This is a genomic window from Tractidigestivibacter sp. (assembly GCF_050946515.1).
Taxonomy (GTDB): Bacteria; Actinomycetota; Coriobacteriia; order Coriobacteriales; family Atopobiaceae; genus Tractidigestivibacter.
In genome coordinates this window covers 74,237-98,261 of sequence record NZ_JBMNUX010000007.1, presented here as the reverse complement: position 1 = coordinate 98,261, position 24,025 = coordinate 74,237, and the positions used below count along the sequence as shown (strand labels likewise).

Sequence of the window (24,025 nt, the reverse complement as noted above, 5' to 3'; positions counted from 1 at the left end):
CGCAGTGCCCCTCCACACAAAACGGCGCCACGGTTGGGGTCCGTGGCGCCGACGTGAGGGGGCAAATGCTTTGCGCTACTCCTTTCCTTCAATCTGCTCGGGCGTAAGCGCGACGAACCAAGCGACGATGAAGGAGACGAGCATGCCGATTCCGCAGGCGATGAAGCCGTTGATCAGGTTCGCCTGGCTGCCTCCGGCAAAGCTCAGGGGCGAGAACAGACCCTGCGTGGGGACGTAGAGCGTCAGGCCGGTGATGCAGGCGTACAGGCCAGCCGCGGCGCCGCCGATGATCGATGCGATCCAAGGACGCTTGTAGCGAAGGAACACGCCGTAGAGAAGGGGCTCGCCGACGCCGCCGATGAACTGCGTGATGAAGTAGCCAAGGGCGAGTGACTTCTGCTCGGGGTCCTTCAGGCGCAGCCACACGGCAAGGCCGACGCCGGACGCGGTGAACGCTTGGACGGTGGCGGCAAGAAGCACCAGGTTATCGGTGCCAACCTGCGCATACTGCGCAAGGGCGATGGCAGCGATACCCACGTGCATGCCGGTAAGAACCAGGATTGGCCAGGTAGCAGCGATGAGGACCGTCGCCAGCCAGCCAAGCGGAGTGGCCGCAAGCCACTCGAAGAACGCGGCGAGACCGGTGCCCAGATATCCGCCAAGGGGCGCGAGCGCGCAAAGGGCGACAGGCAGCATGACCACGAAGGTCAGGAAGGGAGCAAACACGGTGCGCACGGACTGCGGCATGTGCTTCTCGAAGAACTTCTCGACGTAGCTCATGACCCAGACGCAGAGAAGAACGGGGATCAGGGTCTGTGCGTAGGACATGACGGAAGCGGGGATGCCGTAGACGCTGAGCGAGCCGCCGTCGGCTGCGAGCTGCACGAAGGAGGGCTCAATCAGGATTGCGCCCATGAGCGCGCCGAGAAACGCGTTGGCGCCGAGCTTCTTTGCAGCGGAGTAGCCAGCCATGATTGGCAGGAAGTAGAACGCTGCGTTATAGACCATGTTGCAGATGAAGATGAAGTCGCTGTCGTCGGAGACGATGCCGAGCAGGGTCGAGCCAAAGATAGCGGAGAGCGTCTTGAAGAGCGCGCCGGTGATAAGCACTGGGATGAGCGGGACGACGGAGCCGGAAAGGTAGTCAAGGATGTTGCTGCCGACCTTCTTCCAGGTGAGCTTCTCCTTGGGTGCGTCGAGGTTCTCGTCGACGGCCTCCTTTGCCTCAAAGCCGCCCTGCTTGCAAAGTTCGTCATAGACCTCGGGCACATTGGTGCCAATGATGATCTGGTACTGGCCGCCCTTCTCCTGAACGCCGAGCACGCCGTCGACGGCCTTGACGGTGTCGTCGCTCACGGCCGAGCGATCCTTCAGCTCAAAGCGGAGCCTGGTCATGCAGTGAAACACTGCGCTGACGTTCTCGGGGCCACCTACTGCTTGAAGGACGTCAGTGGCAATCTGCTTGTTGTCTGCCATTGCGGGAACCTTCCCTCTCTTGCTCTCAATAGCTGTTGTAGGAAACTATCTTAAAGCGCTTTAATATCAAAATAATTAGGTCAAATACCTGTTACAATGTCAATATAATGAGTAATCGCTAACAAAAGTTGTTAGCTCATGGGCACAATGCGGCCTCAAGCTGCGCCTCTAGTGCGGCGGCAAGTGAGCGCAAGCGAGGTCTCTGTGGCCTTGCGGCTGAGAGCGCAATAGCCAGCTGGGACCTCGACGCTTACGTGCGCGGAGGCGGGGTAGCTCGCACGCAGCTCTACGCTGCCGCCCCTGCGTGACCACTCGACCATGACCGTCCCCGCCTTTGTGGCAAGCGTCGCGCGCACGTGGTTGCAGCTCTCGGCGAAGTACGGCTTTATTTGGATGCTGTCCGCGGAGACGGCCTCTTGCTCGACGCGGATGCCTCCTGGGGCCTCCATCAGCCAGCCCACGTAGCTCGAGAACATCGCATGGTTGAGCGACGAGAGGTTGGTGTGGAACTGCTCTGCCAGCACTCCGTTCCCGCTTGCCAGCATGTCAAGCAGGCTTGGCTTCGTGCGGCGAAGAAGCCAGCTCTCCACCACGTTGTCGTGGTCGTAGCGGTGGAGCACCTCAAAGGCGAGCGTGGTGCCAAAGATGCCAGTGGCCAGCACTCCTCCGTCTTCCTGCACCTTGGCCGCGAGCTGGTCTGCCAGGCGCTGGGGATTTTCGAGCTCGAATGCCGCGGCAAAGGCAAGGCCGGTCTGGGTTCCGTCCCCAAAGCTGCCGTCCGGGTTTTTGAAGCGCTCGACAATCTGGGCTCGCAGGCTGTTGGCGGTCGTGCGGTAGCGCTCCTCTTCTGGCTTGCCAAGCGCATGGGCTATGCGGGCGGCGCAGTCTGCGAAGGCGAGGATCGTGCACCAGCCCACGAGGCTCTTGTCGGGCGTGCCGGTCTTGAAGCTGTCGCCCGTCTCCACAGAGCCATGGTCCCCGAGGCAGCGCGTGCTGAGCGATGCCGGGTCCTGTGACAGCAGGTAGTCGGCCTGGCGCTTCAGTGCTGGCCACTCCTCTGAGAGCAGATTCTTTGAGCCATAGTGCTGCCACGACTTGAGCGTGAGGTAGGGGAAGGCGAGCTGCCAGAGCAGCGGCCCCTCGCCGGCTCCGGTGCCGTTTGACTGGATGCCCATGTACGGCGCCGTCTCGGGCACGCCACCGCGTTCCGTCTGGTCGCGAGAGAAGTCTCCAACCACCTTGGCGATGAGCCCCTCGCAATCAAAGGTCAAAAGGTTTGATATTGCGAGGGCGACCATGTCTCCCCCGTAGCCAAAGCGCTCGCGGGAGCAGTCCTCCCAGGTGTCGCGCACGTTGTTCAGCTTCGTCGCGAGGGCGGCGTCGTAGAGAGCCTGAAGGTCGGGGTTGTCGCACTCAAAGCTGCCAACGCGCTTCAGGTCTGCGTGCATGTAGATTGCGGCTGCTTGGATGATGGCGCTTGCTGGGGCGCCTTCGAGCAGGACGTAGCGGAAGGAGTGCACCGTAAATTCGTTGACGAAGCGGTTCTCGCCCTCCGCGCAGATAATCTGGTCTCGCTCCATGGCGCGCTTGGGCGCGTCGGGGCCGCCCGTGATCGTGAGGCCCTCTGGCGTGACCATGCCCACCAGCCCGGCGAGGTTGGAGTCGCACGAAAGGTTGCCAGATTTGTCCATCGCCTCGGCAAAGGTCAGGGTAATCACGTCGCCTTGCGATGCAAGCATGGAAAGGTCGAAATATCCGCTTATTATGCGACCAAAATCAAGGAAGACCGACCCGTCCTCACGCTGCTTCACGGAAGACGGCGTGACGCGAGGCCCCAGCACGAAGCGGGGGGAGGGACAGGGCTTGACGTCCCTGCTCTCTTGGCGCACGACCAAAGGAAGGACCTTTCCACCAGGGGTGGAAAGGTCGCGGCGCTCGCCGAGGTAGATGTTGTTGAAGAGGAGCTGTCCTTCTCGGCAGCTCCAAGAGCGGTCGCTTTCCACGAGCGTGTGGGGCGTTTGCTCCGAGTCAGCTGCGCAAAGGCGCAGCGCCACGCGCGGGGTCCCAACCTCGGCGAGGCGCTCGCGTAGGTTGTATTTTCCAAACAGCCGAAGCGGCGAGGGGTTGTACCAGCCGTTTCCTAGCTCGACGCGCAGGGTGTTTCTGCCCTCGTGAAGCAGCGGCAAGACATCAAGAGAAAAGCTGTAGACCCGTTTTGTGTAGTTGGTCCAGATGCCCAGAGGCGCCCCGCCATCGGCCGGCTCGTTGTTCACGAACACGCGGCATGACCCAAGGACGGCAATCGTAAGGGTTGCCCCTTCAAGCTCGGAGGGGTCGTTGATGTCAAAGTCTCTCTCCAGCACGTGATTTCTATGGTCGGAGTAATACCCCGAGCCGTCGGCGCCGTAGCCATAGTCTGGACCGCTCATCCAGAGCACGTCTTCGAGATTGTCAGCCATCGTTCCTCCATAGCGAGCAGAGCGTGCGTGCAGCTCTTGAAGCATTAGACTATAATTATTTATTAACTGAATGATAAATACCTTAATCTACATGCGACAATAATTAAGTATTGGATTATTACTAACAAAAGTTGGAGACGACGATGAAACTTTCCGAGCTGTCCAGCGCCCTCGATGCCATTGGCGCTGCCACCTACTCAGAGGACGAGGTCCTTGCCCATTTTAAAGAGAAGTACCAGCAGGTTCCCTATGACAACCGCGAGGTCTTTCTGTTCACGAACCAGCGGGAGTTTGGCGAGGGGAAGCACATCGTGAGCTTTCACCTTGGCGGCAGCCCAAAGATTCCCGAGCACATCTACCAGTACGTTGTGGTGACGTATTGCTACAAAGGAGTGTTTCCGCTGGTCATCGATGGCAGCCCCGTGACGCTTGATTCCGGCGACTGCGTGGTCATGGACAGAAATGTGCCTCATAAGGTTGAGGCGACCGACCCTGACACGCTGGCGGTCAACATCGTTCTGAGCAACCGATTCTTTGAGCGGCGAATGATGTCGGATATCGCGCGGCTGCATACGCGCTTTGCCACCGAGCTTGCAACGGCGGGCGCCCCGCATCGGCGATTTGGCATCTATCGCACGCACGGGGACGAGTTCGCTCGCGACTGCGTGGACAGGATTTTGTGCGAGCACCTTGACTATACCGTGGGCTCTGCGGACATCATCGACGACTTTGTCGCCGCGCTTCTCACGTACTTGTTCCGCACGTTCGAGTCCGATTCGGAGGCATTCGAGCAGGACGAGAGGCGCTCGGAGCTTGTGGGCGTAATGCGTGAATATATCGCCCAGCATTATGCGGAGGGAAGCTTGAAGAAGATGGCCCAAGACCTCGGGTATGACAGCACGTATCTGAGCTCGCTGATCAGGCAGGGGACGGGCTGCTCCTTCAAGCAGCTTGTGAACGAGGAGCGCATGCAGCACGCGACCGTGCTTCTGCAGATGACGAGCATGCCGGCAAACGAGGTCGCTGGGGCGGTCGGCATCTCGAACCTGACGCAGTTCTACAAGCGATTTCGAGAATTCGCCGGCTGCACCCCCAAGGAGTTTCGAGAGAAGGCGTCCTACGGTCGAGCGTGACGATGTGGGCGCACGAGACGGCAGCGGCACTAGGGGCTACGTAGAAGGAAGGACCTCATGAGGTTTGAAGTTGCAACGCTTTCTAAGACTGGCATCGAGCTGGAGTGCTGCCTGCACGACAAGCTCGTTGCCACGGGCTGCGCAAAGCCGCGGCCTGCGGTCATCGTGCTTGCTGGCGGGGCATACCTGCGCCGTGCGCACCGAGAGGGCGACCCTGTTGCGGCTCGTTTTCTGGGTCTCGGCTACGACGCGTTTGTGCTGCGCTACTCGACGTACTTCGAAAACGTGGACTGCGCCGGCGACGGCGCGCCTCTGCTTTCCGGCGCACAGGGCTATCCCCATCAGGTCTCCGAGCTCATGGAGGCCATCGCGTATGTGCGCTCGCATGCGGACGAACTGCTGGTTGACGCGTCGCGTGTGTTCGTGGTCGCCTTCTCGGCAGGCGCCCACGTTGCGCTGTCGCTCGCGGAGCGCTTTGATGACGCGACCCTTCTCCGCGACGCGGGCCTTTCAGAGGGGGAGGCGCGCTCGGTTCTGCCTGCGGGAATCGTCGCGTGCTACCCGATGCTGCGCGCGCTTGAGCTGCGCGGGGATGAGCAGAGGCTTCGCGAGCAGGCGCTGAGCAACGTCGCGCTCTTCGGCACCGAGTGCCCCACTCCGCAGCAGCGCGCGTCGGTTGACCTTCTCCGCGGCGTGCGCCCAGGCATGCCGCCGACCTTCATGTGGCAGACCTCGACTGACGCAACGTGCAGCCCGTCTGACACGCTGGAGTTCGCACGGCTTCTGCTTGGTGCGGGCGTAAGCTGCGAGCTGCACCTGTATCGCGAGGGCGTCCACGGCATGGCGCTTGCGGACGAGTCATCCTCGGCGGCAGGCGAGAAGGTCGACCCGCACGTGGCCACGTGGGTTCCTCTCGCTGACCAATGGATGCGCGCTGTGGGGGATGCCTCTGCAGGAGTGGTGAGCGACGCCAGCTTGCGGTAGGCTAGTTCGTGTCGAGAGGAGCTGTCATGCCATCTACGACTTCAACGGCTTGCGACTTGAATGCCGACTTTCTGCATCTTCGCGACGGTCTTCCTCCGGAGATTGAGCGCGCCAAGCAGGCAGGCGATCTGAAGCGTGCGCTGCGGTTGATAGACGCGGCGCTTGCCGATGACGCTCGGGCGGAGCTTGCTCCATTGCTGCGTGCCGAGCGCTGCCGCATTATGAGAACCCCACAGGAATACTGCATAACGCGCGACCAGGCGCTCGCTGCCATGCGCAAGGAGATTGCGTCCTTCTCGACCGACGAGCTGGACGCTCTTGTCAATCGGGGGAGGATCGACTGGCGCATGGTCGACGGGGAGATGCGCTTTCTTCCCAGCTGGATGGACTCGCTGCGCTTTTATCCTGCGGAGGTGCCAGGCATTCATTCGCCTGAGTCTCGCAACCTTGCCGCGCGCGATGCGCTGCTCGCCGAGATGCGCGAAAACGGCGTCGCCGCGCGCAGGATTACGCTTCGAGCCCACATAAGGCCGCTGGTAGACGTCGAGAGGAACGGAGTCGTTCGTGCGTGGCTGCCCGTGCCGGCGAGCTGTCCGCAACAGTCGCGGATTGAGATTTTGGATGCAACTCCGGGTGTCCGAGTCGCTCCGGAAGATGCGCCGCAGCGCACGGCTCATTGGGAGAGCCGCGGAGCCGGGCGCCGCGGCTTCGAGGTGACCTATCGCTACGACATTCGGGCGCAGTACGTTTCTCCGGACCAGATTGCGTGCTCGGGCGAGCAGCCCACGTTTGACTTGGGCGAAGAAGAGCCGCACATCGTCTTTACGCCTTACTTGCGCCGGCTCACGGAGCGCGTGACCAGCGGCTGCTCCACGCCCCTCGAGCGGGCTCGCGCAATTTACGACTGGATTTGCGAAAATGTCGACTACCGCTTCCAGCCGCCTTACCTGCTGCTTGACTCGCTTGCTGACAGTGCTGCTAAGAGCCTGCGCGCCGATTGCGGAGTTTTCGCGACGCTGTTCATCACGATGTGTCGCATCGCGGGCATTCCCGCGCGCTGGCAGAGCGGCCTTTCTGTGCGTCCGGACGGCGTTGGCTGCCATGACTGGGCGATGTTTTACATCGCGCCGCATGGCTGGCTGTGGGCGGATTGCTCGTTTGGCTCCGCAGCACGACGCGAGGGCGACGAGGACCGGCGCGAGTTCTACTTTGGCAACCTCGACCCGTGGCGCATGGTGGCCAATTGCCAGCTGTTTGCGCAGCTAGATCCGCCTGACCTAGCTCTGCGCGAGGACCCGTTTGACAACCAGCTTGGCGAGATGAGCGTGGATGGCGTGGGGCTGACTCGCCACCAGATGGAGCGCACGGTCGGGCTTGTCTCGATGGAGCGCCTTGAGCCGGTCGCGCGGGGTCACTAGGCTGTGCCGACCGGCGTTGCTGAGTCCCGCCGGTGCTGTTGATCCCCGGTACTGTTGATTCCCGGTGCTGCAGGCCCGTCCGGTGCTCCGGCTTCAATTAATAAACACGACAGAGCCAAAACGGTTACTGACATCCCCAAATCTCGCCGTCGTGTTTATTAATTCGACCGGTACCTATTGCGTGGCGCACGGTCGCACCGATTGCCGCTCTTCTCGCTTGGCTCCGCCTGCCTCGGCCTCGCTTCCAGCGCCATGCCGACCAACAAACACGGCGCCACGCTAATAGCAGGCTTCAGCCCGATATCCCGCTGCGGTGTTTATTAATTGTGCTGACGTTTTCGTTGCGTGAGGCACCACTGCAACAGAGCGTGCCAGATCCGGCTGGCGAGCGGCTCAACCCCCTTCGGGGCTCCCTCATTTAATAAACACGCCAGCGCCAAAGCGGTAGCTGCCGACTTCGAATCTCGCTGCGGTGTTTGTTATTGCCGCGGCCTGGTTGCCGCTAGTCGTCGCTTGCGCGGTCGTGGTTGATTGGCTGATAGAAGAGCTGCGCGGCCTTCCTCGGATCGTTTGACTGACCCAGCACCCACATGGTTTTTGCAACCAAGGCCTCGGTGGTCATGTCGCCGCCCAAAAGGATGCGAGGTCGGTTGAGATACGTGCTTCCAACCTCATAAACTCCTAGGTCAAGCCCCTCTTCCGAGACTTGGGTAGTCATGACAACGTATTTTCCGACAGAAGTCCAGCCGAGGATGGCCTTCTCAAAATGGGCGTCGTCCGTCTCGGGGATGCCTCCGATTCCGAAGACCTCGAGAATGACGGCGTCAAACTCAGCGAACAATGCGTCGAGAACCTCGGGGCCAAGGCCGGGCGTGAGGCGAAGCACGACCACGTGATCATCGAGCTCGTGGTAAACACGCGGCCGGCGCGGTCGCAAGATGCTGTGCAGGTGAGACTCTTTGCGAGGAGGGTTGTCCTTCTCGATGGACATTCCCATGTGGCTCTCGCGAATCACGCGGTCGTTTCTGATGATGGCCGGCAGTGGATAATTCACGCTGGTAAATGCATTGAAGCTCATAGTGCGCTGCTTGTGCGCGCGCGTTCCCACAATAACGCGGCCATCGAAGACAACTGACACGTCGCTGCTGTCATCCTGGCAGGCGTAGAGCAGCGACTGGTACAGATTCAGCTTCGCGTCGGTAAAGGGATTCGACATCGGCTGCTGGGAGCCTGTCAGCACAATGGGCTTGGGGCTGTCCTGAATGAGGTAGGAGAGGGCGGCAGCGGTGTAGGCCATGGTGTCGGTGCCATGCAGGATCACGAAGCCATCGAAGTCGTCATAGGCGGCCATTATCGTGTCGGCAATGCGCAGCCAGTCGTTGGGCTGCATATTGGTACTGTCGATATTCATAGCCTGCACGATTTCGAAGTTGCACAGATCGCGCACCTGCGGCACGTAGCCAACAAGCTCCTCGCCCGTAAGCGTGGGGGTGAGCCCGTGGGAGCCGGCGGACGAGGCAATCGTTCCGCCGGTAGCCACGATAAGGATTTTCTTCACGCTGCCGTCCTAGTCCTAGCCCTTTGAGCTGCGATTACTTGCGGGGCTTGATGCCAAGCCGCTCGCGGCGCTTCGCAGCGTAGCCCTCGATGTTGGCCTGCTTGCTGCGCTCAATGGCAAGCGCGTCGGCGGGAACGTCGCCCGTGATGCAAGAGCTTGCGCCCGTGATGGCGCCTGCGCCAATGTTCACCGGGGCCACCATCATGGTGTCGGACCCGATGAAGGCGCCGTCGCCGATGGTGGTGTGGTTCTTGTGCACGCCGTCGTAGTTGCAGGTAATGGAGCCGCCGCCGATGTTGACGCCTGCGCCCATCTGCGTGTCGCCGATGTAGGAGAGGTGGGGGACCTTGGAGCCCTCGCCCACGACGGAGTTCTTGAGCTCAACGTGGGTGCCGGCCTTGGCGCCCTTCAGCAGGTGAGTGTGGCCGCGCAGGTACGCGCGCGGGCCGCAGTTGACGTCGTCGTCGATCTCGGACTCGACGATGACGGTCTCGTCCACGGTGCAGCCATTGCCCACGGTGGCGTTGGTCAGGCGGCTGTTTGGACCGATGACGCAATCCTCGCCCACGGTGGTCTTGCCATACAGCATCGTCATCGGGAGAAGCGTGGTGTCCTGACCGACGGTAACGTCGGGCCCGACCCAAACAAGAGACGGGTCGAGCATCGTGACGCCCTCGCTCATCAGGCGCTCGTTGATGCGGCGCTGCATGAGCTTGGTTGCGTCGGCAAGCTGAGTGCGAGAGTTGACGCCCAAAAGCTCGGTGTAATCGTCGCAGTGCTGCGCGGCCACGGGCTCGCCCATCTGGTGGTAGATGCCCACCATGTCGGTGAGGTAGTACTCGCCATTGGCGTTGTCATTGCCGATCTTGTCGAGGTTCTCGGAGAGACGACGCCCGCAGAAGCAGTAGACGCCAGAGTTGCACTCAGTAATGGCGCGCTGCTCGGGGGTGCAGTCCTTCTCCTCGACGATGGCCGTGACTTGGCCGTTCTCCTGGATGATGCGACCGTAGCCGGTGGGGTCGGGCGGCGTCATAGTGAGCACGGTGCAGGCGTTGTGCGCCGAGACGTTTGCGTCGATGAGCGCCTTGATGGTCTCGGGGCGTACGAGCGGCGAGTCGCCGTAGGTCACGACGACGGGACCCTCGAAGGCGCCAAGCGCGTCGCGCACGCAGCGAACGGCGTGACCGGTGCCCAAGCGCTCCTTCTGCTCAACGAACTCAAGGCCAGGGATGTCGGCTAGCTCAGCGCGAACCTCGTCGGCGCCCTTTCCCACAACCACCACGACGCGCTCGGCTCCGGCCTTGCGGACAGAGTCAACAGCCCAACGGACCAGCGGGCGATCGAGCAGCTTGTGCATGACCTTGGGATGCTTGGACTTCATGCGGGTTCCCTCGCCGGCGGCAAGGACGATTGCGGTAGTGGGCATGGTGCCTCCTGGATTTCGGTTATTGGGCGGCAAAATGATAGCCTATGAGCGTGTTGGGCTGGTGACGGTATCCCGAACGCTCGGAATGGCGTCGCTGGAGGGGGGTGCGGTCATCAGAGAAGCACTTACGGAGGCTTCGGAGCGGGTGAAGTCCCCTTCGGAGCCATCAATCTGCACCAAACTCGCCTTAGTTACACTATTTTCTGAGAAAATGCACCGAAGTGGTCTTAGTTACACTGGCATTCAAGAGTGCAGTAAGTAGATGGACTTGGGCAACCACAATATATTGTGGTGATAATCAAAAATATCATCTAGATATAGATTCGATACTTTCCGCAGCTCTGTTTCTCAGTGTAACTAAGCCCACTTCGGTGCAAAAATCTCGCGAATTGTGTAACTAAGAGCGGTTGAGTGCAATTTGCGTGCCAACTCGGCTTTTTCGTGGCGCCAAATGCAAATCGTAGAGAAAAAGGTCGCTTGGCGGCGGATACGCAACCATAAAATCGCGAACATCACCAAGCGACCCCTGGAAAAGGCGGATAGAAAGAGAAGCTTCGCTACGTGCGCTGCGAGGCAGCACGGTCGTGAAGCTTTGCAGCTACGAACGCGGCAGCTGCCACAACCGGCAGGCTCTTAAGCGGGAAGCAGAGCGCAAGCACGCAGGTGGTGAGCACCGGCTTGCCAATGCAGCCGGCAACCAAGGCAGCGGTTGCGACGGCAACGGGAAGCATCGGGTCAACGCCCGTAACAAGGGAAATTGCGTACCCAGCGCAGACGCCGCAGAAAATCATCGGGAAGAACTCTCCGCCAATCCAGTCGCAAGCTACGCAGACCTGCGTAAGCACGAGCTTGGCGACGCAGGTTGCCGCAAGCATGAGCGCGCCCTGCTGCTGCCAGTCAACGATTACCTCACGGGTTCCCGCTTGTCCGGAAAACAGCACGTCGGGAAGAAAGATGGCGACGACGCCCAGGAGAAGGCCGCATACAACGGCTCGCGCGACATGGTCCTTTCCGAGGGCAAGGCGCCTAGCAAGCCTGGCGGCGGCAAGAGACATCCTGGCCAGTGCGTAGCCAATTACCAGGGCGAGAGCGCCAACAAGCCAGTTGGAAGACAGGTAGCTGATGGCCTCAAAGCGGGGAAGGCCAGACCCAGGGCCCAATACGCTCGAAAGCCACATGATGCCCAGCACAAAGCCAATGCCCGCAACGCCCCAGAGCGCTGATCGGACGCTCTTCCTGTAGTGCCTGTCGGTGCTTGCGGTAGCGGTCTCGCCATCGTTTGGGCTGCCGGGTCGTGACGGCATAATCTCTTCCATGGCGGCGGCGAACGGACGATTCGGGTCGCACACTGCCGCGACGCCGCCGCGCCGCATGGCCCTCATCGCAGAGCTGACCAGCGCGGCGGTAAAGCCCGAGACGCCCGCCTCGGGACCAACGGATCCGCCAAAGGCGATAGGCAGCGCAAACAGCAGGAGAGCCTTGGGCACGCTCTTCAGCCTATAGCCGCCCTCCGTTTTGCAACGCTTGATAACGACGCCCAGCGTGTCGAGGCTAAACCCAGCCCACTTGGTGCAGGCGCCAACGGCGAAGCCGCCAACGACGCACAAAAGCACAGGGGCTATCGTGCGCAGCGGCTCGGGAAACGCGCCGCGAAGCTCGCTCCACACGAGCTCCTGCAGGAGGTCGACGCCGCGCAGCACGGCAAGGCATGCCACGCCTACGACGAAGCCAGCGATAAGCGCAAGAATGATTATTGTCAGCGTGACCCGAAATAGGGAGACGCCGCGGGGCTTCTCCTCCACGGCGTCAATAACGAGTTTCGAGTCGTCCTTCTCGGCGCTCAACTACATCTCCGAGTTGCCGCCGAAGACGTTGCTGACCGACTTGTTCACGTACACGCAGTAGATGGCGTCGGCGAGCTCCTGGGCGACGGAGATCTGCCTGATCTTGGAGCCGGGCCTGTTGGCGACGGCGCAGGGGATGGCGTCGGTGACGACGCACTCCTCGATGGGGGCGGCCTCGAGGCGCTGGACCGCCTCGCCGGAGAAGATGCCGTGCGTGGCGGACACGTAGATGTCGCCCGCGCCCATCTCCTTGAGCTTGTTGATGGAGCCCACCAGGGTGCCGCCGGTGTCGATCATGTCGTCGTTGATGATGCAGGTCTTGCCCACGATGTCGCCGATGATGCCCATGACCTCGGCCGCGTTGTGCTTCGGGCGGCTCTTGTGGGCGATGGCGACCTCGCAGCCGAGGTAGTCGGAGAGCTTCTTGGCGACCTTCGCGCGGCCCATGTCGGGGGAGACCACGACGGTGTTCTCCCAGTCGAAGCCCTTGGTCTTGAAGTAGTCGCCGAAGAGGTAGAGCGCCGTCAGGTGCGTGACGGGGATGTCGAAGAAGCCCTGGATCTGGCCGGAGTGCAGGTCGAGGGTGATCACGCGGTCGACGCCGGCCGCCTCGAGCAGGTTGGCGACGAGGCGCGCGGTGATGGGCTCGCGCGATGCGGCCTTGCGGTCCTGGCGGGCGTAGCCGTAGTGGGGGATGACGGCGGTGAAGCTCTTGCAGGAGGCGCGGGTCGCCGCGTCGGCCACGATCAGGGTCTCCATCAGCAGGTCGTTCACGTTCCTGCCGGCGATGGACTGGATGAAGAAGACCTCGTCGCCGCGGACGGACTCCTCGAAGCGCGCGTAGATCTCGCCGTTGGCGAACTTCTCGAGCTTCAGGCCCTGCAGCTGCAGGTGGAGGATGTCAGCGATCTTCTGCGCCAGGTCGGGGTTGCCGGTCCCCGTGTAGAGCTTGATTTCCTTCTCGTAGGTGGTGGGCTTGCTCAGGTTTTCGTACATCCGGTTGGTCCTTCCTTCTGGTGCGCTTGATGCGAATCCTGCAGCGCTGTTCCGCTCTCGCGATGCCTGACAAAACCAATGGAAAACTATACCTCAGACCTTTGTCTAAGCACATGCTTTGCTCGCGCGCGTCATGATTTCATCTTTTAAGGAGCATTACAGGAAGGATTTTGGGCGCGGTGCCGTGCTAGTGGCGTGGGAAGCTGCTGGAAGGGCTGATTGAGATACGTCGTCATGCCAGCACTATTCGTGCACTACTCCGAGCACTATTTGGGGAGAGGTGCGAAATCACCAACTGGGGTTTTGTGCGGGAAATCGATAAGGAAGTCAATCACAAAAGCCGGACCAACGGCTACTTTATGTAACTGGCTGGGGCAGAGGGATTCGAACCCCCATTACAGGCACCAAAAACCCGTGTCCTAGCCATTGGACGATACCCCAGTGCCTCGCTCTGACAGATGCGCTGCCAGCGTGTAAAAGTGTATCAGAACCATTCAGCGAGCGCGACGACTTAAATAAGTCCAAAATGCTTCGGTCTGGCTCGTCTCTGCTTCGCCAGACCGCTTACGGGATGATCTGCTCGAACGCTGAGCAGATGGCGTCAAGAAGCAGCACAGCGTAGGTCTGAGCGTCAGCAATCGTGAAGGTGCCATCAAAGTTGGGACCAACCGGAAGCTCGATGCGAACAAGGGGGCGCTCTTCTCTCGAGCCCTCGACGGCGGCGCGAAGACGAAGCGGCAGGCTGTCGACGTCGTCCATCACCACGTTCGAAACCGTGGAACCCTCGGGGAGGGGCGAGGTGGAAAGCAGGAAGACCGCTTGGGCATCGGGGGATTCCTGCTCGACGGTGTCAGCGGAGTCAACGAGCTCGATGCCGGACTGCGCGGTGGTGGCGCTTGCAAGGTTCCAGATGCGACCAGCAACGTTTCTCGAGATGGGGTCGTCGCCGGTGATGCACAGGCGCACGTTTTCAAGCACGTTGAGCGCTCGAGCAAAGCCAATGCCGCTCTGGGGATGTGGCCCCGCGGCGTTCTTGCTCTCCCACACGTGGTGCAGGCGATCGATGGCGTCAAAGGTGTCCTGGAAGGCCATGCCATCTGCGAGCAGGCCCATGCTCTCCTGGAACTGCTTGACGGCCGCCTCAGTGTGCGCGCCGTACTGCCCGTCCACCTCGCCGCAAGAGAAGCCCAGCACGTTCAGACGCTCCTGCAGCTGGCGGACGTCATTGCCGTGGAAGTTCGGGAGGCGCAGGTAGAGCGTTCTGTCACCTAGCTGGTAGCACTCGTCGACAAGGGCGGCCCAGGTGGCAGTGTCAACTTCGTCGCCCAGAAGCAGGTCATGGTCGAGCCTAAAGCGCGCAACGGCCGACGCGGTCGATTTGCCGTAGCGCTTTTCGTCCAGCTCGTCCTTCTCGATTGCATAGCCCAGAGAGCTCAATCGATCCTGGATATCCTCTACCGCAACGCCCTCGGCGCCCTCATTAATCGGATCCATGCCTGTTTCTCCTATCGATGCCGTAAAGCGGCGGCGGAGATCCTATCCCGCGCGCTCCACGAAGAAGTCTGCCATTGATTCGAGCACATCACGCGTGCTCTGTGCAAGGTTCACGTCGGCAAGCTCGCGCTTTGCGTCTTCAGCGGTCTTGTGCGCGTAGTCTCGAACCGCATCGATTGCGCCTGCGGTCTCCATAAGCTCGACGGCACGAGCCAGCCTCTGCCGATCCGTCGCATGCGATGAAAGGATGCTGATAAGCTCGTCGCGCTTTGCGACGTCAAGATGCTCGAGGGCCCAGCACACCATCATGGTGCGCTTGCCCTCGGTGATGTCGCTTCTGAAGTCCTTGCCCTGCTTGCTCTCGTCTCCCACGAGGTTGAGAAGGTCGTCTTGGAGCTGGAACGCAAGGCCCGTGCTCATGCCGAAGGCCCGCAGGCCCTCTACCTGTGCGTCATTGCCTCCTCCCACGATGGCGCCCACGGCAAGGGGAGTCGCTGCCGAGTAGAACGCGGTCTTGTGGCTTGCCATCGTGAGGTAGCTCGCAACGGTGATGTCCCAGCGCTCGTCGCGCGCCCAGCCGAGGTCGAGCGCCTGCCCCTCAAGGGTGCGGCGCTCCATGCTCACGAGCGCGCGCAGCACCCGCAGGCGGCGCTCGCCATCAAAGGCGCTGGTAGCCAGCACCTTTTCGATAACCTCCACCAGCGCGAGGTCGCCGACGTTGATGGCCACGCCCACGCCCTCGGTGCGGTGCACGCAGGGCTGGCCGCGGCGCATCTCTCCCTCGTCGGCGATGTCGTCATGGATGAGCGCAGCAGACTGGAAGTCTTCGATGGCCGTCGCGGGCGCGAGCGCGCGGCTCGCGTCGCCGCCCACGGCCTCGCAGCCCAAAAGGACCAGCGCCGGACGCGTGCGCTTTCCGCCAGAGCGGGTAAAGCGCGCCAGCGGATCGTACAGATAGCGGGCAAGGTCTGCCCGTGCGGGCTCGCCTTCGCCTGCTGAGGGGAGGTGACTCGTGAGGTAGTCATCAATCAGGGGGCGCTTCTCGGCTAGATATGCCGTAAACGCTGCGCCCTTGGTGTCTGTTCGACCGCTGGCTTCTGTCATGGCTTAGCCCTCGTAGCCGTTGGGGTTCTTGGACTGCCAGTTCCAGCTGTCGCGGCACATGTCGTTGATGTCGAACTTGGCTTCCCAGCCCATCTCGCGCTTGGCCTTGGAGCAGTCAGCGTAGTTGGCATCGACGTCGCCCGGGCGGCGCGCCTCGATCTTGTAGGGAACCTCGTGGCCACAGGCCTTGGAGAAGGCCTTGATGATTTCGAGCACCGAGGTGCCCTTGCCGGTGCCGAGGTTGAAGATCTCGACGCCCTCGCGGCCGTTCATCCACTTGAGAGCCGCCACGTGGCCGGTTGCCAGGTCGCAGACGTGGATGTAGTCGCGAACGCCGGTGCCGTCGGGGGTGTCGTAGTCATTGCCAAAGACGTGGACGTACTCGCGCTTGCCGATGGCGGTCTGCGCCACGTAGGGCAGCAGGTTGTTGGGGATGCCCTTGGGGTCCTCGCCCATGAGTCCAGAGGGGTGCGCGCCGATGGGGTTGAAGTAGCGAAGCAGCACGACGTTCCACTCGGGGTCGGCCGTATGAAGGTCGGTCAGGATCTGCTCGATCATCCACTTGGTCCAGCCATAGGGGTTGGTGGCCGGCTTCTTGGGGCTCTCCTCGGTCAGCGGAAGACTGTCGGGCTTGCCATAGACGGTCGCGGAGCTTGAGAAGATGATGGACTTGCAACCGTGGTTGCGCATGACGTCCACGAGGGTGAGGGTGTTGCCGAGGTTGTTGGAGTAGTACTCGATGGGCTTGGAGACGGACTCTCCCACGGCCTTGAAGCCGGCAAAGTGGATTACGCGGTCGATGGGGTTCTCGGAGAAGATCTGCTCGAGCGCCGCGCGGTCGTTCACATCGGCCTTGTAGAAGCGCAGGTTAGAGGCTGCCTCAGGACCAACGATCGTCTTGATGCGGTCGATGACCTTCTCGGAGGCGTTTGAGAGGTCGTCGGCGATGACGGCCTTGTAGCCGTTCTGCAGCAGCTCGACCACGGTATGGCTGCCAATGAACCCTGCGCCGCCGGTGACGAGCACGCAAGTATCCTTGGGTTCCTTCTTCTGGCTCATGGGAGTCCTTTCGGTGTGTTGATGAGTTAGACGTCCTAACTAGAAGAGTATACGTCGAGATTTTTCGTCGGTCGGGCTCTGCCCGGCTCGGGGTCTGCAAGACAGCGCTCTCGCCCAAGAATCGCACATTCTAGCTTCCAAATTATTGGTCGCAATGGTGATGGAGTCCTTGTGAACGCTTCCTTATATTCGAGTCGGGAGGAGGTCATGGACCGTGAAGGGCGCTGAGCTTGCGGTATACATTCGAGATCACCAGGGAGTTACGCCGGAAACGCTCTCCTCTTATCTAGGGGTGAGCGAACGGACCATCCGCAAGTATGTGCGGAGGCTGAACGGCTTCCTCGGGTCCATTGCGCACATTTCTCTCAAGCGCGGAGGCTATCACCTTGCATGCGAGAACTGGAGCGAATTCTCAAGGGTCTGGATGCCAACGGAGATGACGGGAGGGCAACTCTCGAGCGCGTCGCTCATTGCTGGACGAGGTTGTCAAGCGTGACGGGTTCTCGATGAGCGCTCTGGCCTACCGCAACCTCCTTGTCCATCTGACCGTGGCGCTGTTCCGCATCAAAGGAGGTCATTATGTCCCGCATGGGGGTGGGGCTTCGGACATCAGCTCATCGCGCGAATATGCCGTCGCCTGTGACATTGCTCTGGCGCTTGAGCAGGAATTCTCCGTAAAGATGCCCCCTGAAGAGGTCGAGTACATCGCAATCCACCTTGCCAGCAAGCGGATGGTGCCATCTACCCCAGGAGACGAAGGCCTCGTTATCAGCGATGAGGTCTGGAATATCGTCTCTGACATGCTCGAGCGCGTCAATTCTTCCTTCCACTTCGACTTTCGCGAAAACCTGGAATTGCGCATGAACTTGGCTAGGCACATCGTTCCGCTCTCGTATCGGCTCACGTACAACATGAACCTGAAGAACCCGCTGGTCGACGAGATGAAGCAACGCTATCCCCTCGCTTGGTCCATGGCTGTGGAGTCGTCTGTGTCACTTGTGGAGGCATATGGTCGGGCTCCTTCCGATGACGAAATCGGCTACCTTGCGATGTCTTTCGCCCTAGCGCTCGAAAGGGAGAAGACCCACGAAGCGGGGAAGAGCATCCTGATTGTCTGCGCAAGCGGCGTCGGGACGGCAAAACTGCTGAAGCACCTCTACGAGAAGGAGTTTGGACAGTTCTCAGGGAGTGTGCCGAGCATGGCGAGGCTTTTGAGGAGCTGACGGTTGGCTCCGGATACGAAGACGCCAGCCTTCTTCTGTCCGTCCGTCTCGCTGCCTTTGAGCGCAACAGGCTTTTTGAGTGGAAGGTGAAGTCACCTGCCATCGAGGTCGTTACCTCGTACTCGTTCGAGCGAGACGGCGCAGGCTGCAAGGTCGAGCTTTCCAGGGACTACGTTGGTGGGGCGCCTGCCAAAGGAGCTCTGTCCGAAGCGCTTTTCTTGGGAAACATGTCAAACGAGCTGGCGGCTCTCGCCCAAGAGGCGGCATCGCCTGCACATCGCGAGGGCACGCTACCTGAAAACGCATTTGCAGTCGGAATTCCGTCTGCGGGGTTTGGTCGCCCCGCAGCCTCCAAGGGCTTGGACGGAGCGCTTGGTCCAAAGCGTTTGCTCTCCACTCTCTCCTCACGCATTGGGGGACTAAAGGGATGACGATAATGGCTTCCTAGCGAGGAAGACATCTTTGCTGGGCCCTGGCATCGGACCGCGGTCAATCCTGAAGCATCAATCCTCTGGGCTCAATGGTCCAGAGGATTTCTTTAGGTCTGGGCTCGTATCATTGCCCAAGCCGATTTGAGGGAGACGCCATGAGCATGGAGGTCGTGAGAAAATGCTTTCCGTCCTTGGGGACCGTCAACAAGGTCGAGCTCGCCGGAGAGCCTGGGGCAGGGGTCGCCGAGCTCGCCGAGATGGTGCGCATGCGCGTCGTCGGCCTTCATAACATGTGGTCGGCCTTTGAGGAGGGCAGCGAGGTCTCGCTGATTGGCCGCCGCGCTGGCATCGCTCCAGCGCGCGTGTCGGACGAGACGATCTCCATACTCGCCCTATCCCGGGAGTGCTGGACTCTGACCGGCGGCTCGTTTGACGTGACGGCGGGTCCCCTGTGCCGGGTCTGGCGCGTGGCGATGCGCTCCGGAAAGGAGCCATCGGAGAAGAGCGTCGCACGGGCTCGCGGTCTCTGCGGGATGCAGCGGCTTGAGCTTGACCCCGGCAGCTCGACAGCGTTTCTTGAGCGAGGCGGCATGGGCCTTGACCTCGGTGGCATTGCGAAGGGCTGGGCGCTTGACTGCGCGCGAGAGCTTGTCAGTGAGGGCGGGGCGCGCTCGGGGCTCATGAACTTCGGGGGAACGGTTGCGACCGTTGGGCGCGAGGCGCGCGTTGGAATCCAGAACCCCTTCAGGCCCACGGGGTCCTATCTCGCCTCCTTCGCTGTCCGCGACGAATGCGTCGTCACAAGCGGCGTCAACGAGCGCTTTGCCCTCGTTGGGGGAAGGCGCTGCCACCACATCATCGACCCGCGGACCGGGCGGCCTGCGCAATCCGGGGTTGTGCAGGTTACGGTGGTCGGGCAGAGCGCAGCCATCGCCGACGCGATTGCGACGGCGGCGCTGGTCCTTGGCGAGGAGAGGGCGCTGCCCGTGCTTCAGGCGCGGGGACTCGAGGCGGTGTTCGTCTCGTCCGATGGAGCCGTCAGGGCTACGCCAGGGATTGCAGGGCGGCTGTCGATGTGCGGAGGAACGGTTCGTGCAGAAGAGGGGATGGTCGCATGAGCGCGCGTGGGTATCGCGCGCATGCCGCGCAGCCCGGGAGGGGCAGAGCGTCGACGAGGCAGCTGGTTCGCCACGTCACGCAGCTAGTTGCGTTTTTGCTCTTCCCTAGCCTGTTCGTGACGACGCTAGCGTCTTTGGGGGACATCGTGACGGCGCTCGTGACGGGGTCCTTCTCGTTCGCTGGGCTCTCCTCGCAGCTGATCACGGTAGCGGCTGTGTTGGTTGTGAGCGCCGTATGGGGCAGGTTCTTCTGTGGCTACCTCTGCTCCTTTGGAGCCATGCAAGACCTTCTCTCTTGGGTTGCACGCAGGGCGATGTTCAGGAGGAGGCGGCTTCCAGACGCCGTCGACGCTGCGCTCAAGTATGTGAAGTACGTAGTGCTTGCCCTTCTCGCCATCTTCTTGTGGGTGCTCCAGCTGCCTATTGACGAGTCGCTCAATCCGTGGGGCGTCTTTGGGATGCTCGTGTCGGGCAACCTCGAGGTCATGGCGGCCGCGGTTCCCACCTTGGGATTCGCGCTGCTCATCGCCATTGTGGTGGCGTCGCTGGCGGTCAATCGGTTCTTCTGCCGCTACCTCTGCCCGCTTGGCGCGATCTTTGCTGCCACATCCGCTCATAGGCTCTTCAAGATTCGCAGGGACAAGCGCTCCTGCACGGGATGCCGCCGCTGCACAGTTCGCTGCAGCATGGGAATCCATGTTCACGAGGACGCGGAGGTTGACTCGGGGGAGTGCGTCGACTGCATGGAGTGCCTGGACGCCTGCCGCTTCGACAGCCTTGGGGCCGACCCCGCGCCGTCGGTCGTGGGGGTTGCGGCGGCGGGCGCCATCTGCGGGCTGGTTACGGTCGGCAACGTTGCGAGCGATGCGCTTTCGGCTGCGACCGCATCGGCCTCTTCGACGACCCAGGCTGCGACCTCCACGCAGGGGAGCTATGTCGACGGCGTGTATACAGGCAGTGGAACTGGCTTTTCGGGAACGACCGAGGTCGAGGTGACCGTCGAGAACGGCTACATCACGGACATCACGGCGATTTCCTACGAGGATGACGACGAGTTCTTTGACAAGGCCCTTGCCGGCGTGACAGAGGAGATTCTCTCCACGCAGTCCACCGATGTTGCGACCGTCAGCGGGGCCACCTACTCGAGCGAGGGGATCATCGAGGCTGTGGCGAGTGCGCTTGGCACGTCGGACGAGACGACCACGACAACTACGACGACCGAGGAGACGGAGTCAACGAGCGACACGGAGTCAACGAGCGACACGGAGTCAACGAGCGACACGGAGTCAACGAGCGACACTTCGGGCGACCTTGACCTCTCTTCCGTGGCGGATGGCGTGTACCAGGGCTCGGGGACCGGCCTTAGGGGGACGACGACCGTCTCCGTGACGGTTGAGGGCGGACAGATCACGGACATTACGGTCGACTCCTACGAGGACGACGACCAGTACTTCTCGCGGGCAGAGTCGACGGTCATCTCGGAGATCATCGAGGAGCAGTCCCTCGACGTCGACACGGTGAGCGGGGCAACGTATTCCAGCAATAGCATCCTCGAGGCGGTTGCCGACGCGCTCGGGGTCAGCTTCGAGCCGACGACTCAGCCGACGTCCAGCCATGGGGGAGGGTCTCACTAAATAGGGTGATTGTTCCGTCTGGTCTGGTCGCCGAATGAGGAAAGTAGTACTCAAAGAGCGGCAATCGAGAATTTCTCAGGCAATCCGCGGGAAAGTTCTGTTATGGTTATCGGCAACGTTCGTCAGCAACAGAAAGGCTCTCCGGATGTCCCGTCTCGCCAACAACAACGCTCTTCTCAGCGTGCACGCATGCGCTGGCGCGTGGTGGTGGACAAGGACTGAAACCATTCCGGACTGACGACGGCCGCTCACTCGCGCACATATTTGGCCCTCGGACATGTTCCGGGGGCCATTTTTTATGCCACGAGGCGGAAATCAACTGTTGGGCAACTGGACAAGAGACACAAGGGAAAGGAAGAGACAATGACCGCGACCGAAACTGCAACCAAGGATCCCTATCGCGTCTACCTGCGTGAGGACCAGATTCCAACCGCTTGGTACAACCTGCGCGCCGACATGCCCGAGAAGCCCGACCCTATGCGACTGCCCAATGGCAAGATTGCGACGGTGGATGACATCGCACCTGTGTTCGCGCGCGCCCTCTGCGAGCAGGAGCTGGACGACGACACCGCCTACTTTGAGATTCCCGAGCCGGTCATGGAGATGTATCGCGTGTACCGTCCGAGCCCCCTTTGTCGCGCGTACAACTTGGAGCGGGCGCTGGGCACTCCGGCCAAGATCTACTACAAGTTTGAGGGCAACAACACCTCTGGCTCTCACAAGCTGAACTCCGCGCTCGCGCAGGCCTACTACGCCTACGCGCAGGGCATCACCAACATCACGACCGAGACGGGCGCCGGTCAGTGGGGCACTGCGCTATCCGAGGCCGCAGCACACTTCGGTCTTGACCTGGACGTCTTCATGGTCAAGTGCTCCTACGAGCAGAAGCCGTTCCGCCGCAGCGTCATGCAGACCTTCGGAGCCACCATCACGCCGTCGCCGTCCAGCACTACCGAGGCCGGTCGCAAGATTCTCGCGGACGATCCTGAGTGCACGGGCTCGCTTGGCACCGCGATCTCCGAGGCCGTCGAGCGCGCGCTCAACGTGCCAGGCAACAAGGGCCGCTACCAGCTGGGAAGCGTGCTCAACCAGGTGGTGCTGCACCAGTCGATCATCGGCCTGGAGTCCTACGAGGCCCTCTCCGAGCTGGGCGAGTATCCCGACATCGTGATCGGCTGCTGCGGCGGCGGGTCCAACTTTGGCGGATTGATTGCTCCCTTTATGCGCGACAAGCTGAACGGCACCCATCCTGACACGCGCTTCATTGGCGTTGAGCCCGCAAGCTGCCCCTCGCTTACGCGCGGCGTCTACGCATACGACTATGCCGACACGGGCCAGACTTGCCCGCTGTGCAAGATGTACACGCTGGGCAACGGCTTCATTCCCAGCCCCGATCACGCCGGCGGCCTGCGCTATCACGGCATGAGCCCCATCGTCTCAAAGCTCAAGCACGACGGCTATATGGAAGCTGTGGCCGTCAAGCAGACCGACGTCTTCGGCGCGGCCGAGCAGTTCGCCAAGCTCGAGACCATCCTGCCCGCGCCCGAGAGCGCGCACGCCATCCTCCAGACCATCCGCGAGGCCGAGAAGTGCCGCGAGACGGGCGAAGCAAAGACGATTCTGTTTGGCCTTACCGGCACGGGCTACTTCGACATGGTTGCCTACGACAAGTACAACAAGGGCGAGCTTGAGGACCACATCCCCTCTGACGAGGAGCTTCAGGCTGGGTTTGACACCATTCCGCACATCCCCGGACTGCAGTAAGCGCGCGGCGCGGGGGGTCGTGGCGGCGATCCTACGCAACAGGCATCGTCTGGTCGGGCCCACATCAAGCAGGTCAAACGCAGCCGGAGAAAGAAAGAGGGCGAGCGGGAGAAGTCCTGCTCGCCCTTTTCTGTGCGTGTGGATGGCTGCTTGGAGCCGGCTAGTCCTCGATCTCGAGGAGCTCAATCTCGAAGTTGAGGTCCTTGCCCGCCATCTCATGGTTGAGGTCGAAGGTAATCTTGCCCTGGTCCTTTGCAACCACTTTGGCGGGGAAGGGGCGACCGTTGGAGGACTGCAGGTAGACCTGCTGACCCACCTCAAGGTTGGCGGACCCGGGCATGTCCTTAATTGCGACGGTCTGGACGAGGTCGTCGCGGTGCTCGCCATAGGCCTCGGCAGCGGGGATGTGGACGTTGCGAATCTCGCCGACGGCCATCTCGTTGACGGCCGCATCGAAGCCCTTGATCATCTGACCTGCCATGCAAGTAAACTCAAGCGGCTGGTTGCGGTCGCGCGAGGAGTCGAACTTGGTTCCGTCGTCCAGAGTCCCCACGTAATGGACCTTTACCTTCTTGCCTGCGTTGCTCATTGATTCTCCTTCATGTAGAGGCGCGCCTCGTGCGCACCGTCCTCTTACTGTACCCAAGTTGCGTCCCGTGCGTCCCACACGATGGACAATGTCATTTTTCGCCATTCCCACATATTGTCCAGCTGCCAGGTTGAGCATCAGAACTCGCGCAACTTGGCAGCGTGCAGCGCCACCATCGCGTGCGCGTCAATGGTCGCACGAACTAGAAAAAGATTCCCTGCGCCATCGTGTGGGGAATTGCACTTGCGGGCCGTGTTGCCTGCCGGACGAGGCGGGCGGTGGCATACTAGCGAGGAATGGTGATTTTGGCGGAAG

At 61.4% G+C, this 24,025-nt stretch carries 18 protein-coding genes and 1 tRNA gene; 8 read left to right on the top strand and 11 right to left on the bottom strand.

Annotated elements, in window-relative coordinates; translation table 11 throughout:
- Nucleotides 1–75: 75 nt before the first annotated feature.
- A complete protein-coding gene (locus tag ACOYJL_RS05920; RefSeq protein WP_433569302.1) occupies nt 76–1,476 on the bottom strand; it encodes a PTS transporter subunit EIIC in 1,401 nt (466 codons plus the stop codon).
- A 155-nt stretch (nt 1,477–1,631) separates the two neighbouring features.
- Nucleotides 1,632–3,935 carry a family 78 glycoside hydrolase catalytic domain gene (locus ACOYJL_RS05915; RefSeq protein ID WP_433569301.1) on the bottom strand — a complete coding sequence of 768 codons (2,304 nt, stop codon included), beginning with the start codon at nt 3,933–3,935 and terminating at the stop codon, nt 1,632–1,634.
- Between the two features lie 143 nt (nt 3,936–4,078).
- Here ACOYJL_RS05915 and ACOYJL_RS05910 point away from each other — a divergent pair, with 143 nt between their 5' ends.
- Genes ACOYJL_RS05910 through ACOYJL_RS05900 form a run of 3 tightly spaced genes read left to right on the top strand, consistent with a single transcriptional unit; the run spans nt 4,079 to nt 7,470 of the window.
- A complete protein-coding gene (locus ACOYJL_RS05910) occupies nt 4,079–5,068 on the top strand; it encodes an AraC family transcriptional regulator (RefSeq protein ID WP_433569300.1) in 990 nt (329 codons plus the stop codon).
- Between the two features lie 57 nt (nt 5,069–5,125).
- Complete coding sequence (locus tag ACOYJL_RS05905; protein ID WP_433569299.1) at nt 5,126–6,052, top strand: alpha/beta hydrolase; 927 nt, start codon at nt 5,126–5,128, stop codon at nt 6,050–6,052.
- Nucleotides 6,053–6,078: 26 nt separating this feature from the next.
- Nucleotides 6,079–7,470: a transglutaminase-like domain-containing protein gene (locus ACOYJL_RS05900; protein ID WP_433569298.1), complete on the top strand. Its 1,392-nt coding sequence runs from the start codon at nt 6,079–6,081 to the stop codon at nt 7,468–7,470.
- 502 nt (nt 7,471–7,972) lie between these two features.
- Here ACOYJL_RS05900 and ACOYJL_RS05895 read toward each other — a convergent pair.
- From ACOYJL_RS05895 to galE, 8 genes are all read right to left on the bottom strand, one after another.
- Nucleotides 7,973–9,028, bottom strand: a complete 1,056-nt coding sequence (locus tag ACOYJL_RS05895) for an asparaginase (protein ID WP_433569297.1) — start codon at nt 9,026–9,028, stop codon at nt 7,973–7,975.
- 34 nt (nt 9,029–9,062) lie between these two features.
- A complete protein-coding gene (gene glmU, locus ACOYJL_RS05890) occupies nt 9,063–10,454 on the bottom strand; it encodes a bifunctional UDP-N-acetylglucosamine diphosphorylase/glucosamine-1-phosphate N-acetyltransferase GlmU (RefSeq protein ID WP_433569296.1) in 1,392 nt (463 codons plus the stop codon).
- A 557-nt stretch (nt 10,455–11,011) separates the two neighbouring features.
- Nucleotides 11,012–12,298 (bottom strand): chloride channel protein, encoded by a 1,287-nt coding sequence (locus tag ACOYJL_RS05885; protein WP_433569295.1) that lies wholly within the window; start codon nt 12,296–12,298, stop codon nt 11,012–11,014.
- Complete coding sequence (locus tag ACOYJL_RS05880; RefSeq protein WP_433569294.1) at nt 12,299–13,294, bottom strand: ribose-phosphate diphosphokinase; 996 nt, start codon at nt 13,292–13,294, stop codon at nt 12,299–12,301.
- 366 nt (nt 13,295–13,660) lie between these two features.
- Nucleotides 13,661–13,735 (bottom strand) — tRNA-Gln (locus tag ACOYJL_RS05875).
- 123 nt (nt 13,736–13,858) lie between these two features.
- Entirely contained in the window at nt 13,859–14,788 is a 930-nt protein-coding gene (locus ACOYJL_RS05870) for a peptidoglycan-binding domain-containing protein (RefSeq protein WP_433569293.1), read from the bottom strand.
- 42 nt (nt 14,789–14,830) lie between these two features.
- On the bottom strand, nt 14,831–15,892 hold the full coding sequence (locus tag ACOYJL_RS05865; protein ID WP_433569292.1) for a polyprenyl synthetase family protein: 1,062 nt from the start codon (nt 15,890–15,892) through the stop codon (nt 14,831–14,833).
- Nucleotides 15,893–15,895: 3 nt separating this feature from the next.
- Nucleotides 15,896–16,951, bottom strand: coding sequence for a UDP-glucose 4-epimerase GalE (gene galE / locus ACOYJL_RS05860; protein ID WP_433569291.1), 1,056 nt, complete (start codon nt 16,949–16,951; stop codon nt 15,896–15,898).
- A gap of 214 nt (nt 16,952–17,165) precedes the next feature.
- Between galE and ACOYJL_RS05855 the strand changes: the two genes are divergently transcribed.
- The 5 genes from ACOYJL_RS05855 (at nt 17,166) to ACOYJL_RS05835 (ending at nt 23,121) form a co-directional block, all read left to right on the top strand.
- Nucleotides 17,166–17,447, top strand: coding sequence for an HTH domain-containing protein (locus ACOYJL_RS05855; RefSeq protein ID WP_433569290.1), 282 nt, complete (start codon nt 17,166–17,168; stop codon nt 17,445–17,447).
- A complete protein-coding gene (locus tag ACOYJL_RS05850; protein ID WP_433569289.1) occupies nt 17,422–18,174 on the top strand; it encodes a BglG family transcription antiterminator in 753 nt (250 codons plus the stop codon). Before ACOYJL_RS05855 ends, ACOYJL_RS05850 begins: the two co-directional genes overlap by 26 nt.
- A gap of 586 nt (nt 18,175–18,760) precedes the next feature.
- Nucleotides 18,761–19,723: an FAD:protein FMN transferase gene (locus tag ACOYJL_RS05845; protein WP_433569288.1), complete on the top strand. Its 963-nt coding sequence runs from the start codon at nt 18,761–18,763 to the stop codon at nt 19,721–19,723.
- Complete coding sequence (locus tag ACOYJL_RS05840) at nt 19,720–21,357, top strand: FMN-binding protein (RefSeq protein ID WP_433569287.1); 1,638 nt, start codon at nt 19,720–19,722, stop codon at nt 21,355–21,357. The genes ACOYJL_RS05845 and ACOYJL_RS05840 overlap by 4 nt, the downstream gene beginning before the upstream one ends.
- A gap of 363 nt (nt 21,358–21,720) precedes the next feature.
- The gene (locus ACOYJL_RS05835) at nt 21,721–23,121 is read left to right on the top strand and encodes a TrpB-like pyridoxal phosphate-dependent enzyme (protein ID WP_433569286.1); all 1,401 of its coding nucleotides are present in this window, start codon (nt 21,721–21,723) and stop codon (nt 23,119–23,121) included.
- 160 nt (nt 23,122–23,281) lie between these two features.
- Here the strand turns inward: ACOYJL_RS05835 and ACOYJL_RS05830 are convergent, their stop codons facing one another.
- Entirely contained in the window at nt 23,282–23,710 is a 429-nt protein-coding gene (locus ACOYJL_RS05830) for an FKBP-type peptidyl-prolyl cis-trans isomerase (protein ID WP_433569285.1), read from the bottom strand.
- Nucleotides 23,711–24,025: the final 315 nt, after the last annotated feature.

Bases quoted from the DNA above. Each gene is read 5' to 3' on its own strand.
- ACOYJL_RS05920 (WP_433569302.1), bottom strand. From the start codon at position 1,476: ATGGCAGACAACAAGCAGATTGCCACTGACGTCCTTCAAGCAGTAGGT.
- ACOYJL_RS05915 (WP_433569301.1), bottom strand. From the start codon at position 3,935: ATGGCTGACAATCTCGAAGACGTGCTCTGGATGAGCGGTCCAGACTAT.
- ACOYJL_RS05910 (WP_433569300.1), top strand. From the start codon at position 4,079: ATGAAACTTTCCGAGCTGTCCAGCGCCCTCGATGCCATTGGCGCTGCC.
- ACOYJL_RS05905 (WP_433569299.1), top strand. From the start codon at position 5,126: ATGAGGTTTGAAGTTGCAACGCTTTCTAAGACTGGCATCGAGCTGGAG.
- ACOYJL_RS05900 (WP_433569298.1), top strand. From the start codon at position 6,079: ATGCCATCTACGACTTCAACGGCTTGCGACTTGAATGCCGACTTTCTG.
- glmU (WP_433569296.1), bottom strand. From the start codon at position 10,454: ATGCCCACTACCGCAATCGTCCTTGCCGCCGGCGAGGGAACCCGCATG.
- ACOYJL_RS05880 (WP_433569294.1), bottom strand. From the start codon at position 13,294: ATGTACGAAAACCTGAGCAAGCCCACCACCTACGAGAAGGAAATCAAG.
- ACOYJL_RS05870 (WP_433569293.1), bottom strand. From the start codon at position 14,788: ATGGATCCGATTAATGAGGGCGCCGAGGGCGTTGCGGTAGAGGATATC.
- ACOYJL_RS05865 (WP_433569292.1), bottom strand. From the start codon at position 15,892: ATGACAGAAGCCAGCGGTCGAACAGACACCAAGGGCGCAGCGTTTACG.
- galE (WP_433569291.1), bottom strand. From the start codon at position 16,951: ATGAGCCAGAAGAAGGAACCCAAGGATACTTGCGTGCTCGTCACCGGC.
- ACOYJL_RS05845 (WP_433569288.1), top strand. From the start codon at position 18,761: ATGAGCATGGAGGTCGTGAGAAAATGCTTTCCGTCCTTGGGGACCGTC.
- ACOYJL_RS05840 (WP_433569287.1), top strand. From the start codon at position 19,720: ATGAGCGCGCGTGGGTATCGCGCGCATGCCGCGCAGCCCGGGAGGGGC.
- ACOYJL_RS05835 (WP_433569286.1), top strand. From the start codon at position 21,721: ATGACCGCGACCGAAACTGCAACCAAGGATCCCTATCGCGTCTACCTG.
- ACOYJL_RS05830 (WP_433569285.1), bottom strand. From the start codon at position 23,710: ATGAGCAACGCAGGCAAGAAGGTAAAGGTCCATTACGTGGGGACTCTG.